The organism is Mesorhizobium sp. M1338, assembly GCF_040318045.1.
Classification (GTDB): Bacteria; Pseudomonadota; Alphaproteobacteria; order Rhizobiales; family Rhizobiaceae; genus Mesorhizobium.
Window position 1 is genome coordinate 1 of the sequence record NZ_JAMYLL010000008.1, and the last position, 17797, is coordinate 17797.

Genomic DNA, 17797 nt, shown 5'->3' on the forward strand with positions numbered 1-17797 from the left:
TGCCTAGGGTAAGTCTTTGTCGCAGAAGCATTTTCCCTGATTCGGAGCCCCGATGCACCTCAACTCTGTGAGATATTCGGGCTAGCGCCGGCGGTTTTGCGTTTTGGCGGGGAATTGGGCCTGGCTCGGACAGCCGGCAAAGGCCGTGGATTGGACCAATTCCGTGTTTCTGGACAGGGTGAAGCGCGGCGGCTAAAAGGCCAAGTCTATCTTCTAAAAAGTCTATCTTCTAAAACGCAGAGCCCATTTCCCGCCGGTTTGCCGGCGGCTCTCTCGAAAAGGCAGCATTCATGAGTGGCGTGAACGAAATCCGGTCGACATTTCTCGACTACTTTCGCAAGGAGGGTCACGAGATCGTCGCGTCGAGCCCGCTTGTGCCGCGCAACGACCCGACGCTGATGTTCACCAACGCCGGCATGGTGCAGTTCAAGAACGTCTTCACCGGCCTGGAGAAGCGGCCCTATTCGCGCGCCTCGACCGCCCAGAAGAGCGTTCGTGCCGGCGGCAAGCATAACGACCTCGACAATGTCGGCTATACCGCGCGCCATCTGACCTTCTTCGAGATGCTCGGCAATTTCTCCTTTGGCGACTACTTCAAGGAGCGCGCCATCGAACTAGCCTGGAACCTGATCACCAAGGAATTCGGGCTGAACAAGGACAAGCTGCTGGTCACCGTCTATCACACGGATGACGAGGCAGCCGGCTTCTGGAAGAAGATCGCCGGGTTTTCCGATGACCGCATCATCCGCATCGCGACCTCGGACAATTTCTGGGCGATGGGCGACACCGGACCGTGCGGGCCATGCTCTGAGATCTTCATCGACCGCGGTGAACACATCTGGGGCGGACCTCCCGGCAGCCCTGAGGAGGACGGCGACCGTTTCCTCGAATTCTGGAACCTGGTCTTCATGCAGTATGAACAGGTGACGAAGGAGGAACGCATCGACCTGCCGCGCCCGTCGATCGACACCGGCATGGGCCTGGAGCGCATGGCGTCCGTCCTGCAAGGGGTGGAAAGCGTCTTCGAGACCGATCTGTTCCGTCATCTGATCGAGGCGTCGTCGTCCGCTCTCGGGCATGGGCCCGACAAGGAGACGGTCGCGTCCTTCCGTGTCATTGCCGACCACCTGCGCTCGTCCTCTTTCCTGGTGGCCGACGGCGTGCTGCCGTCGAACGAGGGCCGCGGCTATGTCCTGCGCCGCATCATGCGCCGCGCCATGCGTCATGCGCAGCTGCTCGGTGCCCGCGATCCCCTGATGTGGCGCCTAGTGCCGGCGCTGGTGCGCGAGATGGGCCAGGCCTATCCGGAACTGGTGCGCGGCGAACAGTTGATCACCGAGACGCTGAAGCTCGAGGAGACTAGGTTCCGCAAGACGCTGGTGCGCGGCCTCGGACTGCTTTCGGAGGCGACGGAAACGCTGCGGGCCGGCGATATGCTGGATGGCGAGACGGCCTTCAAGCTCTATGACACGTACGGCTTCCCGCTCGACCTGACGCAAGACGCGCTGCGCCAGCGCAGCATCTCGGTCGATCTTGCCGGCTTTACCAATGCCATGGAGCAGCAGAAGGCCGAGGCGCGCAAGCATTGGGCTGGCTCCGGTGATGCGGCCACCGAGACCGTCTGGTTTTCGGTGCGCGAGAAGGCGGGCGCCACCGAATTCCTCGGCTACGAGACCGAGCAGGCCGAAGGCATCATCCAGGCGCTGGTCAGGGACGGCACGACCATCGACAGCGCCGGCAAGGGCGATGCGGTGGCGATCGTCGTCAACCAGACGCCGTTCTATGCTGAATCCGGCGGCCAGATGGGTGACACCGGTGTCATTTCAGGCGAAGGCTTCTCGATCGAGGTCTCCGATACGCAGAAGAAGGCCGATGGGCTGTTTGTCCATATCGGCAAGGTGGCCAGCGGCACGGTCAAGACTGGCGCGGCGGTCGAGCTGAAGGTCGACCATAACAGGCGCTCCAGACTGCGCGCGAACCATTCCGCGACGCATCTGATCCATGAGGCGCTGCGTGAGGTGCTGGGCAGCCATGTCGCGCAGAAGGGCTCGCTGGTCGCGCCAGAGCGTCTGCGCTTCGACATCTCGCACAACAAGCCCATTTCACCGGAGGATCTCGAAGAGGTCGAGCGCATGGCCAACGAGATCGTCGTGCAGAACGGCCCGGTGAACACGCGCCTGATGTCGGTCGATGACGCCATTGCCGAAGGCGCCATGGCGCTGTTTGGCGAGAAATATGGTGACGAAGTGCGCGTCGTTTCGATGGGCACCGGCGTGCATGGCGCCAAGGCCAACCGGCCCTATTCGGTCGAGCTTTGCGGCGGCACGCATGTCAGGGCGACCGGCGACATCGGTCTGGTGCGTGTCGTGTCGGACAGCGCGGTCGCCGCCGGCGTGCGCCGCATCGAGGCGCTGACAGGCGAGGCCGCGCGCAGGCACCTCGACGAGCAGGACCGGCGTTTGAAAACGGTTGCCGCGACGCTGAAGATCTCGCCGGCCGACGTGCCGGCGCGTGTCGAGGCGCTGCTCGACGAGCGCAAGAAGCTCGAAAAGGAACTGACCGAAGCGCGCAAGAAGCTGGCGCTGGGCGGGGGCGCGGCCCCTGGTGCGCCGGTCGAGAACGAGACGGTGGCCGGTGTCGGCTTCCTGGGCAAGGCAGTCTCCGGGGTCTCGCCGAAGGATCTGAAGCCGCTGGCCGATGCCGGCAAGACTTCGCTCGGCTCCGGCGTCGTCGTCTTCGTCGGCGCCGGCGAGGACAACAAGGCGAGCGTCGTGGTCGCCGTCACCGACGATCTCGTCGGCCGTTTCAGCGCTGTCGATCTGGTGCGCGTGGCCTCCGCCGCGTTGGGCGGGCAGGGCGGCGGCGGTCGGCCCGACATGGCGCAGGCCGGGGGACCGGATGCGTCCAGGGCCAATGATGCGATTGCGGCGGTAAGGGCTGCACTCGAAGCCGCCTAACGGCCAGATCATGGCGGGGAGCCCTATCTTTGGCGGGTAGTGCTGCCCCTCATCTGGCTGCCGCCATCTTCTCCCCGTGAACGGCAGGGCTAACGCATATGGAATTCGTCAGATGTCTGCCCGGCACGGACCCCCACCCCTAACCCCTCCCCACAAGGGGGAGGGAGACTTCCGTTGGCGCTGACCCCGGAGGATCGCCTGTCTTTTCGGCGCCAAGAGGAATTAAAGGCACGCGGCAGCGTTCCCTCCCCCTTGTGGGGAGGGTTAGGGTGGGGGTTCTTCTTCGCAAGAATTCATATGCGATAGCCCTGCCGTGAACGGGGAGAAGGGCGCTTTCGCGCACGATTTCGCTAATTGCCAGTGTTGAAGGGTAGCCGCAGAGATCGCGGCCAGCGCCACATGGGTACGGCGAAACCGAAGATCACTCGGTCTTTTCGGTTCTGACAAAGCTTGGACGAGTTGAAATCCGCTCCCACCAAGCCTGGATCGTCGGAAATTCAGCGAGCAGGCTTTGCCCTTCGGCGACCTTGACGAAATAACCCATGATCGGCGCCGCATGCAGATCGGCCAGGGTCAGCTGGTCGCCCAGCAGCCACGGCCCTGGCGCTTTCAGCGAGGCAAGCGTCTGAAGCGCTTTGCTTGCCTGCGAAAGCCCGCTGGCGATCAGCGCCTCGTCGGGCGCTTCTTTCTCCAGCCGCTCGACGGCGACATCCCAGACCATCGACCTGTAGGCATAGGCGTCGAGCATGCCGATGATCTGGTTCATGGTTGCGCGGCGGCGAGGCTCCCTCGGCTGCAAGCTCGGCCCGTCAAATGATTCGTCTACATATCTGGCGATCGCACTCGTCTCGAAGAGCCGAAAGCCTTCATGCTCGAAGGCCGGGATGCGACCGAAGGGGTGGTGCTCGAAATACCAGGCAGGAATGCCATCAGTGGCAAAGACATCGACCGGCACAAGCTCGTGGTCGACGCCTTTTTCCGCGAGCACGAGGCGGACGATGCGCACATAGACGCTGTAGTCCGCCCCATAGACGATGGGCTTGCTCATGCTAGCCCTCCTGGACCTCGACAGGTCAGGCCATCGCCTTCTGCAGGTTCTCGTCTATCTTGTCTAGGAAACCGGTGGTCGAAAGCCAGGGCTGGTCGGGGCCGATCAGCAGCGACAAGTCCTTGGTCATGAAGCCGGATTCGACGGTCTGGATGCAGACCCGTTCCAGCGTTTCGGAGAAACGCTTCAACTCGGCATTGTCGTCGAGCTTGGCGCGGTGGGCGAGGCCTCGCGTCCAGGCGAAGATCGAGGCGATCGAATTGGTCGAGGTTTCCTCGCCCTTCTGGTGCTGGCGATAGTGGCGGGTGACGGTGCCGTGCGCGGCTTCGGCTTCCACCGTCTTGCCGTCCGGCGTCATCAGCACCGAGGTCATCAGGCCGAGCGAGCCAAAACCCTGCGCAACCGTGTCGGACTGGACGTCGCCGTCATAGTTCTTGCAGGCCCAGACATAGCCGCCCGACCATTTCAGGCTGGAAGCCACCATGTCGTCGATCAGGCGATGCTCGTACCACAGCTTCTTCGACTTGAACTCGGCTTCGAATTCGGCCTCGTAGACCTCCTGGAAAATGTCCTTGAAGCGGCCGTCATAGGCCTTGAGGATGGTGTTCTTGGTCGACAGATAGACCGGATAGTTGCGCAGCAGGCCGTAATTCAGCGAGGCGCGGGCGAATTCGCGGATCGAGTCGTCGAGATTGTACATGGCCATGGCGACACCGGCGCCCGGCGCGTCGTAGACATCGTGCTCGATCACCTTGCCATCCTCGCCGACGAACTTGATCGTCAGCTTGCCCTTGCCGGGAAAGCGGAAATCGGTGGCGCGGTACTGGTCGCCGAAGGCGTGGCGGCCGACGATGATCGGCTTGGTCCAGCCGGGCACGAGCCGCGGCACGTTCTTCATGATGATCGGCTCGCGGAAGATGGTGCCGCCGAGGATGTTGCGGATTGTGCCGTTCGGCGACTTCCACATCTTCTTCAGCTTGAATTCCTCGACGCGCTGCTCGTCGGGGGTGATGGTCGCGCATTTCACGCCGACGCCGTATTTCTTGATGGCGTTGGCCGAATCGATGGTCACCTGGTCATTGGTGGCGTCGCGATGCTCGATACCGAGGTCGTAATATTCGAGCTTCAGGTCGAGGTAGGGGTGGATCAGCTTGTCCTTGATGAACTGCCAGATGATGCGGGTCATCTCGTCGCCGTCGAGTTCGACGACCGGGTTCGCCACCTTTATTTTCGCCATGGAAAAAATGCCTCGTTGCTGGGAAATGGGATGGCCTTGCCCGCATCGCGTTCGGCCGGGGGATGCCGCCCGTATATCAAAGCGTTTTTGACCGCGCAAACGGCTATCGGTCACGAATGTGAGGCACGACCGCCGTCATTTGCGAATGCTTCATTTTCGCGGCCGAATATGGCAGGGACGCTGAAATGCCGCAAACAGCAGTTCATTGACAATCATGCCCATCATCGAAGATCGCGATAATACTGCAGACGCCGGCCCGGCGATCATCCTCGTCGAGCCGCAGCTCGGCGAGAACATCGGCATGGTCGCTCGCGCCATGGCCAATTTCGGTCTGTCGGAGCTGCGTCTCGTCAACCCTCGTGACGGTTGGCCGAGCGAGAAGGCACGCGCGGCGGCCAGTCGCGCCGATCATGTCATCGATGCCGTCACCGTCTTCGACGATCTGGCCTCCGCGCTCGCCGACCTGAACTTTGTTTTCGCCACCACGGCCAGGCAGCGCGACGGCTTCAAAGCCGTGCGCGGGCCGGTGGAAGCGGGCAGGATGCTGCGGGCCCGTCACGCAATGGGCCAGCGCACCGGCATCCTGTTCGGACGCGAACGCTTCGGCCTCTACAATGACGAGGTCGGCCTTGCCGACGAGATCGTGACCTTCCCGGTGGATCCTGATTTCTCCTCGCTCAACATCGCCCAGGCCGCGCTGCTGATGTCCTATGAATGGATGAAGTCAGGCTTGGAAGACGAGACCAAGACCAATTTTTCCGGCCCGAATATGAAGCCGGCGAGCAAGGAAGAACTGCACGGCCTGTTCGCCTATCTCGAAGGCGCCTTGGAAGCGCGCGGCTATTTCCGGCCGGCCCCGAAGAAGCCGAAGATGGTGGACAATCTGCGCGCAGTGCTGACACGTCCCGGATTTGCCGAACCGGAGCTCAAGGTGCTGCGCGGCATCATCTCGTCGCTCGACCGATTTTCGCCGGCGATGCCGCGCGGCGATGGTTCCCCGGGTGACGATCCAAGACGATTGCCCGCGGCCGCCGCGCGCGCCCGCAAGGCGGAAGGCAATCGCCTGGCTGATACCGGCAAGGACGACGACATACCGCCGCTCGGCGGAAAGGGAACCGACAATGACTGAGCGGCCGATCCTGATGTTCGATTCGGGCATAGGCGGGCTCACCGTGCTGCGCGAGGCGCGCGTGCTGATGCCCGATCGCCGCTTCATCTATGTCGCCGACGACGCCGCTTTCCCCTATGGCGCCTGGGAGGAGCCGGCCCTCAACGCCCATATCCTCGGCCTTTTCGGCGCGCTGCTGGAAAAATTCCAGCCCGAGATTTCGGTCATCCCCTGCAACACCGCGTCGACGCTGGTGATCGACGCGCTGCGCGAGAAATTCCCGGGCCATCCCTTTGTCGGGACGGTGCCGGCGATCAAGCCGGCGGCGGAGCGCACGCGCTCCGGGCTGGTCTCGGTGCTGGCGACGCCCGGCACGGTCAAGCGTCAATACACGCGCGACCTGATCAGCAAATGGGCGCAGAAATGCCACGTGCGGCTCGTCGGCTCGGACCGGCTGGCGCCGCTGGCCGAGATTTACATGCGCGAGGGGTTCGTCGACGAGGAGATCGTGCGCCAGGAGATCGCGCCATGCTTTGTCGAGAAGGACGGCGCCCGCACCGATATCGTCGTGCTCGGCTGCACGCACTATCCGTTCCTGGCCAATCGCATGCGCAAGACCGCGCCCTGGCCGGTCGATTGGATCGACCCGGCCGAAGCGATCGCCCGTCGCGCCATGTCGCTGCTTGCACCGGTCGACGGGCCGCTGCCGGTGGGTGAGCCTGACATTGCCGTCTTCACCTCCGGCAAGATGGACTTCGCCACCAGCCGGCTCATGCAGGGCTTTGGCCTGACGGTCGCCTGATATCCGGAACATTGGTTGGCTCGATGCGTTTTCCCCTCAGGCAATGAAGAGAGAAACAGCCATGCCATCCACCTCGAAAGCCCAGCAGAAAGCCGCTGGCGCCGCTCTGTCGGCCAAGCGCGGCGAGACGAAGAAGGGCGAACTCAAAGGCGCTTCCAAGGGAATGTACGAATCGATGAGTGAAAAGCAGCTCGAGGAATTCGCCGAGACGAAGCGCAAGGGCCTGCCGGAAAAGAAATCGAAGCATTGACGTCAGGCACGCCCTTCGCAGGGATGACTAGGACGACAAGGTCGTTCGCGGGAACGCGAGACGGAACCAAAAAAGCCCGCAGCTAAAGCGCGGCCTTTGAAACGTCGGTCGCCTGAGCCGAACCGGAAGCCTAGCCGCAAGCTTGACACCGGCTAAATCTCCGTTTAATCAGCGCGCCAACACCGGGCCGCAACGCCCGGTGGTTTTCTTTATGTGCGCAAGATGCGTGGAAACTCAATTCTACTATCTTGTTTGAACTGACGTGTCCCGTGGGTTTTCCGCCGCGTTGCGTGGGAAAATCCTGTCAGGTCTCGAAAACGGAGGCCAGAGGAGGGCGCGTTTCCTTCACCCGGACCATGAGGTTCCGGGTGTGTTGTTATGAAAAAGGGAATGCGATGAGCAAGCGCGAATCCGCGAAGTACAAGATCGACCGCCGTCTTGGCGAAAATATCTGGGGCCGCCCGAAGTCCCCGGTCAACAAGCGTGAATACGGCCCCGGCCAGCATGGCCAGCGCCGCAAGGGCAAGCTTTCCGATTTCGGCCTGCAGCTGCGCGCCAAGCAGAAGCTGAAGGGTCACTATGGCGACGTTTCGGAAAAGCAGTTCCGCAAGGTCTATGAAGAGGCGGATCGCCGCAAGGGCGACACCTCGGAGAACCTGATCGGCCTGCTCGAGTCGCGTCTCGACGCCGTCGTCTACCGCGCCAAGTTCGTGCCGACCATTTTCGCCGCCCGCCAGTTCGTCAACCACGGCCACGTCAACGTCAACGGCAAGCGCGTCAACATCGGCTCGTACCGCTGCAAGCCGGGCGATGTCGTCGAAGTCCGCGAAAAGTCGAAGCAGCTGGTCATCGTTCTGGAAGCGGTCGGTCTCGCCGAGCGCGACGTGCCGGACTATATCGAAGCCGATCACAACAAGATGGTCGCGACCTTCTCGCGCATCCCCGGCCTGGCGGACGTTCCGTTCGCCGTGCAGATGGAACCGAACCTGGTCGTCGAATTCTATTCGCGCTAAAACGGGCGCGTTTTGCGATACCATTCAAGGCCGCCCATCGAGGCGGCCTTTTCTTTGTCGGCCATGTCCGCTAATTCCGAGCGCAACGAAGCGCCGGACAGTCGTTGCTCCCGGATTTTGGAACTGACGCCATGAACATGCTGCCAGACGCCGAATCGCTTGAACCGGCCAGCGACATCGAGGGCGGCTTCCATCCGCTGTTTGCCGATGTGCCGTCCTCGGTCGAGTTCAACAAATTGCGCAAGCGGCTGCTGCGGCTGACCCGGCAGGCAATCGAGGATTTCTCGATGGTGAAGCCCGGTCAGCGCTGGCTGGTAGCGCTGTCGGGCGGCAAGGATTCCTACGGTCTACTCGCCGTTCTGCTCGACCTCAAATGGCGCGGACTGCTGCCGGTCGATCTTCTGGCCTGCAATCTCGATCAGGGCCAGCCGAATTTCCCCAAACATATCCTGCCGGACTATCTCGACAAATACGGCATTGCGCACCTTATCGAATATCAGGACACCTATTCCGTCGTCACCGACAAGCTGCCCGCGGGCAGCACCTATTGCTCGTTGTGTTCGCGGCTCAGGCGCGGCCATCTCTATCGCATCGCGCGCGAGGAGGGGTGCTCGGCGCTGGTGCTCGGCCATCATCGCGAGGACATTCTCGAGACCTTCTTCATGAACCTGTTCCATGGCGGGCGTCTCGCCGCCATGCCGCCAAAGCTGCTCAACGACGACGGCGACGTCATGGTGTTGCGGCCGTTGAGCTACTGCGCCGAGGTCGACCTCGAAAAATTCGCTGCCGCGATGCAGTTCCCGATCATTCCCTGCGATCTCTGCGGCAGCCAGGAAGGTCTCCAGCGCAACGCCATGAAGGCCATGCTCGGGGATATCGAAAAGCGCATGCCCGGCCGCAAGGACACGATGCTGCGCGCGCTGTCGAACAGCAGGCCATCGCATCTGCTCGACAGAAGGCTGTTCGATTTCGCCGCGCTCAATGAGGCCCTCAGCACAAGGCAAGCCGATGACATTTGACGATAGTGCGATCGACTGGCTCGCTGACCTTCTGTCCGACGCTGCAAAGGCCGAGATCATGCCGCGCTTTCGCAGGCTGGGCGAGGGCGACATCCGGCAGAAGACCTCGGCCGCCGACCTGGTGACGGAAGCCGACGTCAATGCCGAGCGGCTCATCACCGCGCGGCTGCGCGAGCGTTATCCCCAGTCGATGGTCGTCGGCGAGGAGGCCTGTTCCGACAATCCGGCGCTGTTGAATGGGTTGGGTGATGCTGATCTGGCTTTCGTCATCGACCCGGTGGACGGCACTTTCAACTTCGCCTCCGGCGTGCCGCTGTTCGGCGTCATGCTGGCGGTCGTGGTCAAGGGCGAGACTGTTGCCGGCATCATCCACGATCCCGTCGGCAAGGACTGGCTGATCGGCGCCAAGGGCGCCGGCAGTCATATCCGGCATGCGCATGGCGGCATCGAAAGGGTGCATGTCGTGGCACCCGCGCCGATCTCGGAAATGACAGGCTCGGTCTCCTGGCAATATATGCCCGAGCCCGAGCGGTCGCGGCTGGCGCGCAACCAGACGAAGATCCTGTCGCAGTTCGCCTATCGCTGCGCGGCGCACGAATACCGTCTGCTGGCCAGCGGTCATGCCCATTTCGTCGTCTACAACAAGCTGATGCCATGGGACCATCTGGCTGGCGTGCTGATCCATGCCGAGGCTGGAGGCCATGCCGCGCGATTCGACGGCAGCGCCTATCTGCCCTCGCATGTCGGCGGCGGCCTGCTTGTCGCGCCCGATCGCGAAAGCTGGCACGAATTGCGCCGCGAGCTTTGGGCGCAATAGGATCATTTCCTAGCCAGTGCTTTGTATCGGTGGTGGCCAGCGAAAGAGCGATGCAATCTCACGCAGATCCGGAGGCTCTCGAATGAAACCTCGGTTCGCAATTGTCGCGGCGGTTCTTGCCGCCGCCTTGTTTGCCAGCTCCCACGAAGCAAGATCGCAAGAGCGCAGCTGTCGCAGTTCCGATCCCATCGACACGATAAAAGAGATGTCGGACGCTATTTATGCTTGTTGGAAGCCGCCACCCGGAACCGCCGGCATGTCGCTGACGCTGCGGTTCTCGCTTCGCCGCAACGGCACGCTGATTGGCAAGCCTCGCGCCACATATTCCGAGCTGGGGACCGATCCCCAGCTCAGCCGGGCCTTCGTGGCGTCAATCCTCAAGGCACTCGACGAGGCTCTGCCATTGCCTTTTTCGGACAGCATGGGCGGAGCCATCGCGGGGCGTATGCTTGCCCCTCGCTTCACCGCGGCCCTTGAAGGTGCGTCCTGATGCATGTCGCCCAAAAGTGGCCCCGGGACGACGACACGCACAAAAACGACAATTCAGTGCAAATCGGTGATGTGCCCTGAAACGGGTGGGTTCTGCGGCTGGAACATCTTGCCGCGCTCGGCAATGAAAATCATCAGCAGCGCCGCAACCGAGACGCTGCAGAAGCCGGCGGCCAGCGGCGTCACCGTGCCGTTGAAGGCCTGGCCGATCAGCGTGCCGAGAATGCCGCCGAGAAAGGTCTGCATGAAGCCCAGGATGGACGACGCCGTGCCGGCCAGTTGGCCGAGCGGCTCCATGGCCAACGCATTGAAATTCGCGCCGAGCGCGCCGAACGGGAGCATGGCGCAGGCAAAGAAGGTGATGAACAGCCAGAGCGGCATCTTCATTTCCAGCGAAATGACCAGCCAGGCAAGGCTGATGACCAGGAACAGCAGCAGCGCGCTCTGCGACAGGCGGCGCATACCGATACGGCCGACAAGGCGCGAGTTCAGAAAATTGGAGAAAGCAAGCACGCCCGCAACCCCGGCGAAGATGACCGGGAACATCTCGCCGACATTGAATATGTCGACATAGATCTGCTGCGCCGAGGCGATGAAGCCGAACATGGCGCCGAAAATGAAGGTGCTGGCGAAGGCATAGCAGATTGCAATGCGGTTGGTGAGCACGATGCGAAACCCGCCGAGGATGGAGTTGACGGTCAGCGGCCGGCGATGTTCGGGATGCAATGTTTCAGGCAGGCGCAGCAGCGACCAAGCCGAGACAATAAGCGCACCGACGGCCATGGTGACGAAGATCCAGTGCCAGGTCGCAAACAGCATGATGAACTGGCCGATGCCGGGAGCAATGACCGGGATCGCCATGAACACCATGAAGATCAGTGACATCACCTCGGCCATGCGCCGGCCGTCGAACGTATCGCGCACGATCGAGACGGCGATGACGCGGGTCGCTGCCGCACCAATGCCTTGCACGGCCCGGCACAGCAGAAGTGTTTCAAAGCTGGGTGCAACGGCGGCCGCCGCGGCCGCGGCGACATAGACCACCAGCCCGGCGACCAGCGGCGCGCGACGGCCGAAGCGATCCGAGATCGGCCCGAAGAACAGCTGGCCGCCGCCGAAGCCCAGAATATAGGCGGTGATTACATATTGCCGGTGGTTTTCGTTCTCGACGCCGAGCGAGGCGCCGATCTGCTGCAGAGCCGGCAGCATGATGTCGATGGCCAGCGAGTTCAGCGCCATCAGCGCGGCGCACAGCGCGATGAACTCCCAGCGTGGAATGGGCAGTACCGATTGCGGCGCTGATTTTGGCTGGTCCACGGCAAGTCCGATCTTTCAAACGAAAATGCGCCGGCGGGCCGGCGCATTGGCTCGTCTCGGTCCTGCATACAGGACATATGTCGAGGTGGGGTTGCCCTGGCGTTTGGTGCGCGTTGCCTAAAATTGTGTGGCGGTTTTAGGCGGACGACAGGCACGAAAGACAGCGGTCAGGCGGCGCCTTTGACGCCGACGCCCTTTTCGACAAGGAAAGTCTGAAGTTCGCCCGCCTGGAACATCTCGCGGATGATATCGCAGCCGCCGACGAATTCACCCTTGACGTAGAGCTGCGGGATCGTCGGCCAGTTGGAATATTCCTTGATGCCCTGGCGCAGTTCGGCCGAAGTCAGCACGTCGACGCCTTTGTAGTCGGCGCCGATATAGTCGAGGATCTGGACGACCTGGCCGGAAAATCCGCATTGCGGGAAACCGGGCGTGCCCTTCATGAAAAGGACGACGTCGTTGCCCTTCACTTCGTTGTCGATGTAGTCGTTGATACCGCTCATGGAATATCCTTTCCCGCCTGTGGGAGTCAGGCTCGAAACATTTCCCTTCAAATAAACCCAACGATTGCTCGAAACAAGACTTTAGCCGTGCCGTGGCTGAAATGGCGCAAAGGATGGGCTGGGTTGGGCCAAGCGGTTCTCTCGACACTGATTCGCGTCGTTGCGGTTGTTCCGGTGCGGATCAGTCGGGAACGCTGGTCTGTAGCGCCAACGCGTGCAGCACGCCGCCCATATTGCCCTTCAGCGCGTCATAGACCATCTGGTGCTGCTGCACGCGGCTTTTCCCCCGGAAGCTTTCGGCCACCACCTCGGCCGCATAATGGTCACCGTCACCGGCAAGATCGCGAATTGTCACCTTGGCGTCCGGAATGCCTTCCTTGATCAGTTTTTCGATGTCGTGGGCATCCATTGCCATGGCAGAATCCTGTTTCGAGCGGCCGGTAGCCGGCCATGAGACGAGAGTCGGGCGAGCCTAAAGCCTTTCCGGTCCGGATTGAAGCCGTTCTATCCCGCCAAAGGCAAGACGGTCCGAGAACCACAGGGAAGACCTAGGCCGGTGGGCTTGCTTCATCCTCGACAGCGTCCTCGCGTGTCGAGAAGGCGCGGCCAAGGCTGAAGGCCAGCACATAGAGGGGAACGTTGATAACCAGGCTGACAATGGGAAGATAACTCGTCATCTGCCAGAGAGGCGAGAAGAACGGTTGGCCGTAGCCGTCGCAGATCAGCGAGGAGCCGTACTCCCACAGCGCCCCTATGACGGCCGCGCAGGCAAAAAGCTTGATGCAGGTGACGATATGCCTCGCCCGTTCCGGATCCGGGAAAAGGCGGCCCCAAAGCACTAGGCAGATGATCGGGATCGCGTAGATGAGGTTCTGCGTGGCGAGCATCGGGATGGCGCCATTGGCCGCGGCAAGAAACTGCGCGCGCGTTTCCAGCTGGGGGCAAACCTCGCTTGAGGTCGTCGACAGCAGGAAAAAGACGAACGGCCCAAGGAACCAGAAGAAGAACAGCGACGGCCAGAAGACGACTGCAAGCAGCGCCCGGGCAGCCAGTCCGGTCAACTGGCCTGGTCCATGAAGCGCGGGAACCAGCCTTCGTGGGCCCCGGTCAATTCGCTGACCGGGATTGCCCGCGCCTCGCCAAGCTTCAGTACACTGCCGCCGGTCGAGCCGATCCACGGCGCGAAAATGCCGAGTTCGCTCTGCTGCTTGCGGATGGCGTCCCATTCTTCGCCATGCGGGTCGATCGACAGCGTCAGCAGATAACGGCCCTGATCCTCACCGAACCAGACCGGGATCGGATCGGTGCCGACAAGTCCTGGGACAGTGGCGCCGATGCCGGACGCCATCGCCATTTCGGCCAAAGCCACCGCGATGCCGCCATCGGACACATCATGGGCCGCCGTGACGATGCCGGACGCGATGAGCGCGCGCACATGGTCACCGACGCGCTTTTCATGATCGAGGTCGACCGGCGGCGGCGGGCCATCCGTGCGGCCGTGGATGTCCCTGAAATAGACCGACTGGCCAAGATGCGTTCCCCAGGAGGCCGGCGCGCCGACCAGCAGGATCATCTGGCCTTGCGCGGCAAAGCCGGTCCGCACCATCTTAGACCAGTCGGCGATCAGACCGACGCCGCCGATGGTCGGTGTCGGCAGAATGCCCTGGCCGTTGGTCTCGTTGTAGAGCGAGACGTTGCCGGAGACGATCGGGAAGCCGAGCGCGCGGCAGGCCTCGCCGATGCCTTTCACCGCGCCGACCAATTGCCCCATGATCTCGGGCCGTTCCGGATTGCCGAAATTGAGATTGTCGGTGGCGGCCAGTGGCAAGGCGCCGGTGGCGGTCAAATTGCGCCAGCATTCGGCCACCGCTTGCTTGCCGCCCTCATAGGGGTCGGCCTCGCAATAGCGCGGCGTCACGTCGGACGAGAAAGCGAGCGCCTTGGTGGGATGGCCTTCGACGCGAACCACACCGGCATCGCCGCCGGGAAGCTGCAGCGAATTGCCCTGGATCAGCGTGTCGTATTGCTCCCAGACCCAGCGGCGCGAGGAAAGATCCGGTCCGCCGAGCAGCTTCAGGAGCGCATCGGCAACATCGGCCTGCGGGACGTCGTTGGCGGCCAGCGGCGCCGGCTTCTTCGGCTCGACCCATGGCCGGTCATATTCCGGTGCCTTGTCGCCGAGATCCTTGATCGGCAGGTCGGCGACCTCGTCGCCCTGGTGCAGGACGCGGAAGCGCAGATCGTCGGTGGTCTTGCCGACGATGGCGAAGTCGAGCCCCCATTTGTGGAAGATCGCCTCGGCTTCCTTTTCCTTCTCGGGGCGCAGCACCATCAGCATGCGCTCCTGGCTTTCCGAAAGCATCATTTCATAGGCGCTCATGCGCTCCTCGCGCACCGGCACCTTGTCGAGATCGAGCTCGATGCCGAGACCGCCCTTGGCGCCCATCTCGACCGCCGAGCAGGTGAGGCCGGCCGCACCCATGTCCTGGATGGCGATGACGGCGCCCGAGGCCATCAGTTCGAGGCACGCTTCCAGCAGGCACTTTTCGGTGAAAGGGTCGCCGACCTGCACGGTCGGGCGCTTCTCGTCGATCTTGTCGTCGAATTCAGCCGACGCCATCGTGGCGCCGCCGACGCCGTCGCGGCCGGTCTTGGCGCCGAGATAGACGACCGGCAGGCCGACGCCCTTGGCTTCCGACAGGAAGATGGCGTCTGTCTTGGCTATGCCGGCCGCGAAAGCGTTGACCAGGATGTTGCCGTTGTAGCGGGCGTCGAAATTGACCTCGCCGCCGACCGTCGGCACGCCGAAGGCGTTGCCATAGCCGCCGACGCCGGAAACCACGCCGCTGACCAGATGCCGCGTTTTGGGATGGTCAGGCGCGCCGAAGCGCAGTGCATTCATCGCCGCGATCGGTCGCGCGCCCATGGTGAACACGTCGCGCAATATGCCGCCGACGCCGGTCGCCGCACCCTGGTAGGGCTCGATATAGGACGGGTGGTTGTGGCTCTCCATCTTGAAGACGACGCAGTCGCCGTCGCCGATGTCGACCACGCCGGCATTCTCGCCCGGACCCTGGATCACCTGCGGGCCGGTGGTCGGCAGCGTGCGCAGCCACTTCTTCGAGGATTTGTAGGAGCAGTGCTCGTTCCACATCGCCGAGAAGATGCCAAGTTCGGTAAAGCTCGGCTCGCGGCCAACGAGGTCGAGGATGCGCTGATACTCGTCGGGCTTCAGCCCGTGCGCGGCGATGAGCTCGGGGGTGATCGGCACGGAATTGGAAATGGTCATGGGCGGCGATTTTTATCCGGGGCGCGTTGGGATTTTGAGTCCCGTCTTATCGCAAGCTTGGGAGCCAATACACCCATCGGATGCTGAAAAACAACGGAAAGCTACAAGGCGATGACGGGTGCGACGAGATCGCGGCTTTGGTCCGGCCATCGATCCGCGCGTAGCGGCAGTCGTGGGGGAACGTTGTATCTGTTCGCGAGATGCTTCTTCACCGCCATTGGGGAACGGGATGACATCCCGGCCGTTAGGTCTCCAACCAATCAGGAGATTTGGACCATGGCCACCAAGCAAGGCAAGAAAGACAATCGCCTCTCGGACAAGGAGGCTATGCATATCGCGGAGACCACCGACGTTTCGCCTGGGCAGGCCAAGGAGCTGGCCGAGAAGCACGGGAAAGACAAGGCCGAGAAGGAAGCCAAGAACTTCAAGGCAGAGGGCTGATCCTGAGAGCTAGGTTTTACGGGCTGCTCTGCGCCAAGCCGGCGCTTCAGAAATGAAGGGCGCGTCAGTCGCGAGCTGGCTCAGGAGAAGCTGTCGTAGCCGGCACGGCCTTCCTCGAGAAGTCGCCGTATCACCGCAACGCCTTCGGCGATGTCCTTGCGCTGCCGTGGTTGCGAAACGCCGAAGCGAACGCCATGGAAAACCTGCTCGGAACGGCCGGCCTTGAACTCGTCCTCGTCGTCGATCAGCACGTCATGCTCAAGGCAGGCGTTCTTGAAGGTGCCGGAGAGCCAGGGGTCGGGCAGGGTCAGCCAGACAAAGGGCACCCTGTCATGTGACTTGAACGCGAAGCCCGCCAAAGTCTCGCGCACGATCGCTATGCGGGCTCGGATTTCGGCGATGCTGCGCCCGCGTATCTCGTCCGCCCGGCCCGACAGCACCAGCCTTGTATTCACCTCCGCCAGCAGGAAGGGCATGCCGCCGGTCATCATCTTGTGGGCGACGCGGATGCGGTGACGATAGGCAGGCGGGCAGGAAAGCCAGCCGCCGCGCACACCCGCCGCGACCGACTTCGACAGACCACCGGCGACGATGGTGCGTTCAGGGGCATATTCGGCCAGCAACGGTGTCGGATCGTCGGTCAAATTGCCGTAGAGATCGTCCTCGATGAGGACGACATTGTATTCGCGTGCGACACGCGCGATTGCTTCGCGGCGCGCCGCCGACAAGGTCACCAGCGTCGGGTTTTGCGCCGTCGGCATCAGGAAGATCATCCTGGGATGCTTTTGCGCGCAGACGCGCTCGAAATCCTGCGGGTCGAGGCCCTCGTCGTCAGACGCCACCAGCGCGGTGCGCCGGCCGATCAGCCCGGCGCTACGGGAAATCTGCGAGTAGGTGAGGTGCTCGAAGGCGACATAATCGCCGGGCGTGGTCAGCGCTGCGATTGCCGCCATCACCGCGGCGTGGGTGCCGAGCGTGGGGACGATGGCGTCGGCATTTGGGCGAAACGAATTGCGCGACAGCCAGCGGGCGCCGGCTTCGTACCAGCGGTCGGGGAAATCTCGCGTGTAGCTTGAAATCTCATGCGGATGGTCCTGTGCCGTGCGCGACAGGACATCGGCGATATCAGCGCCCTGACCGACGTCTGCCGCTGCCGTGCTGTCGAAACGCAGTTTGCCGCGCGGTGCATCGATATGGCGAGTGCCTTCGCCGCCGGCGTCCGGCGCCGGAAAATTCGGCTTCGCGCCATCGGCGCGCTGGCCGAGAACATAGGTTCCACGCCCGACTTCGCCGCTCACCAGCCCGCGCTCGCGCAGCAATTGATAGGCCCGGCCGACCGTGCCGACGGTGGTGCCGATGTCGTAGGCGAGGTCGCGTTGCGGCGGCAGCTTTGCTCCGGCATCGATCACGCCCCGATCGATATCCGTTTCGATCGAATCCGCCAGGCGCTGATAAAGCGGGCCGGAGCCGGCGGTGAGATCTGGAAGCCAATTTGTCATGGTGACAA

General features: G+C 62.6%; 17 protein-coding genes. 9 read left to right on the forward strand and 8 right to left on the reverse strand.

What is annotated here, in order from left to right; translation table 11 throughout:
- Positions 1-290 precede the first annotated feature (290 nt).
- Positions 291-2957 (forward strand): alanine--tRNA ligase, encoded by a 2667-nt coding sequence (gene alaS, locus NKH19_RS10215; RefSeq protein ID WP_352863978.1) that lies wholly within the window; start codon positions 291-293, stop codon positions 2955-2957.
- Between the two features lie 421 nt (positions 2958-3378).
- Here the strand turns inward: alaS and NKH19_RS10220 are convergent, their stop codons facing one another.
- Together NKH19_RS10220 and NKH19_RS10225 are read right to left on the reverse strand one after the other, a co-directional pair.
- Entirely contained in the window at positions 3379-4005 is a 627-nt protein-coding gene (locus NKH19_RS10220; RefSeq protein WP_352863980.1) for a glutathione S-transferase family protein, read from the reverse strand.
- A 25-nt stretch (positions 4006-4030) separates the two neighbouring features.
- Positions 4031-5242, reverse strand: coding sequence for an NADP-dependent isocitrate dehydrogenase (locus NKH19_RS10225; protein ID WP_352863982.1), 1212 nt, complete (start codon positions 5240-5242; stop codon positions 4031-4033).
- Between the two features lie 214 nt (positions 5243-5456).
- On the opposite strand from NKH19_RS10225, the gene NKH19_RS10230 reads away from it, so the two are divergent.
- The 7 genes from NKH19_RS10230 (at position 5457) to NKH19_RS10260 (ending at position 10741) form a co-directional block, all read left to right on the forward strand.
- Positions 5457-6371, forward strand: coding sequence for an RNA methyltransferase (locus NKH19_RS10230; protein ID WP_352863983.1), 915 nt, complete (start codon positions 5457-5459; stop codon positions 6369-6371).
- Positions 6364-7152, forward strand: a complete 789-nt coding sequence (gene murI / locus NKH19_RS10235; RefSeq protein WP_352863984.1) for a glutamate racemase — start codon at positions 6364-6366, stop codon at positions 7150-7152. Before NKH19_RS10230 ends, murI begins: the two co-directional genes overlap by 8 nt.
- A gap of 61 nt (positions 7153-7213) precedes the next feature.
- Positions 7214-7402, forward strand: coding sequence for a DUF3008 family protein (locus NKH19_RS10240; protein WP_352863986.1), 189 nt, complete (start codon positions 7214-7216; stop codon positions 7400-7402).
- Between the two features lie 395 nt (positions 7403-7797).
- Positions 7798-8415 (forward strand): 30S ribosomal protein S4, encoded by a 618-nt coding sequence (rpsD, locus tag NKH19_RS10245; RefSeq protein ID WP_023759539.1) that lies wholly within the window; start codon positions 7798-7800, stop codon positions 8413-8415.
- A gap of 131 nt (positions 8416-8546) precedes the next feature.
- Positions 8547-9434 (forward strand): tRNA 2-thiocytidine(32) synthetase TtcA, encoded by an 888-nt coding sequence (gene ttcA, locus NKH19_RS10250; protein WP_352863988.1) that lies wholly within the window; start codon positions 8547-8549, stop codon positions 9432-9434.
- Positions 9424-10251, forward strand: coding sequence for an inositol monophosphatase family protein (locus tag NKH19_RS10255; protein WP_352863990.1), 828 nt, complete (start codon positions 9424-9426; stop codon positions 10249-10251). The genes ttcA and NKH19_RS10255 overlap by 11 nt, the downstream gene beginning before the upstream one ends.
- 82 nt (positions 10252-10333) lie before the next feature.
- Positions 10334-10741 (forward strand): UCP034077 family protein, encoded by a 408-nt coding sequence (locus NKH19_RS10260; RefSeq protein WP_352863992.1) that lies wholly within the window; start codon positions 10334-10336, stop codon positions 10739-10741.
- A 53-nt stretch (positions 10742-10794) separates the two neighbouring features.
- On the opposite strand, the gene NKH19_RS10265 is transcribed toward NKH19_RS10260, so the two are convergent.
- The 5 genes from NKH19_RS10265 to purL all read right to left on the reverse strand — a co-directional run bounded on the left by NKH19_RS10265 (position 10795) and on the right by purL (position 15849).
- Complete coding sequence (locus tag NKH19_RS10265; RefSeq protein WP_352863993.1) at positions 10795-12057, reverse strand: multidrug effflux MFS transporter; 1263 nt, start codon at positions 12055-12057, stop codon at positions 10795-10797.
- 167 nt (positions 12058-12224) lie between these two features.
- Positions 12225-12560, reverse strand: coding sequence for a Grx4 family monothiol glutaredoxin (gene grxD / locus NKH19_RS10270; protein ID WP_095085430.1), 336 nt, complete (start codon positions 12558-12560; stop codon positions 12225-12227).
- A 181-nt stretch (positions 12561-12741) separates the two neighbouring features.
- On the reverse strand, positions 12742-12975 hold the full coding sequence (locus NKH19_RS10275) for a BolA/IbaG family iron-sulfur metabolism protein (RefSeq protein WP_006206026.1): 234 nt from the start codon (positions 12973-12975) through the stop codon (positions 12742-12744).
- Between the two features lie 133 nt (positions 12976-13108).
- Positions 13109-13621, reverse strand: a complete 513-nt coding sequence (locus NKH19_RS10280; protein WP_352863996.1) for a hypothetical protein — start codon at positions 13619-13621, stop codon at positions 13109-13111.
- Positions 13618-15849, reverse strand: a complete 2232-nt coding sequence (purL, locus tag NKH19_RS10285) for a phosphoribosylformylglycinamidine synthase subunit PurL (RefSeq protein ID WP_352863998.1) — start codon at positions 15847-15849, stop codon at positions 13618-13620. The genes NKH19_RS10280 and purL overlap by 4 nt, the downstream gene beginning before the upstream one ends.
- 276 nt (positions 15850-16125) lie before the next feature.
- Here purL and NKH19_RS10290 point away from each other — a divergent pair, with 276 nt between their 5' ends.
- On the forward strand, positions 16126-16290 hold the full coding sequence (locus tag NKH19_RS10290; protein ID WP_168991916.1) for a hypothetical protein: 165 nt from the start codon (positions 16126-16128) through the stop codon (positions 16288-16290).
- A gap of 80 nt (positions 16291-16370) precedes the next feature.
- Here NKH19_RS10290 and NKH19_RS10295 read toward each other — a convergent pair whose 3' ends face one another.
- Positions 16371-17789 carry an aminotransferase-like domain-containing protein gene (locus NKH19_RS10295; protein ID WP_352864001.1) on the reverse strand — a complete coding sequence of 473 codons (1419 nt, stop codon included), beginning with the start codon at positions 17787-17789 and terminating at the stop codon, positions 16371-16373.
- Positions 17790-17797 lie beyond the last annotated feature (8 nt).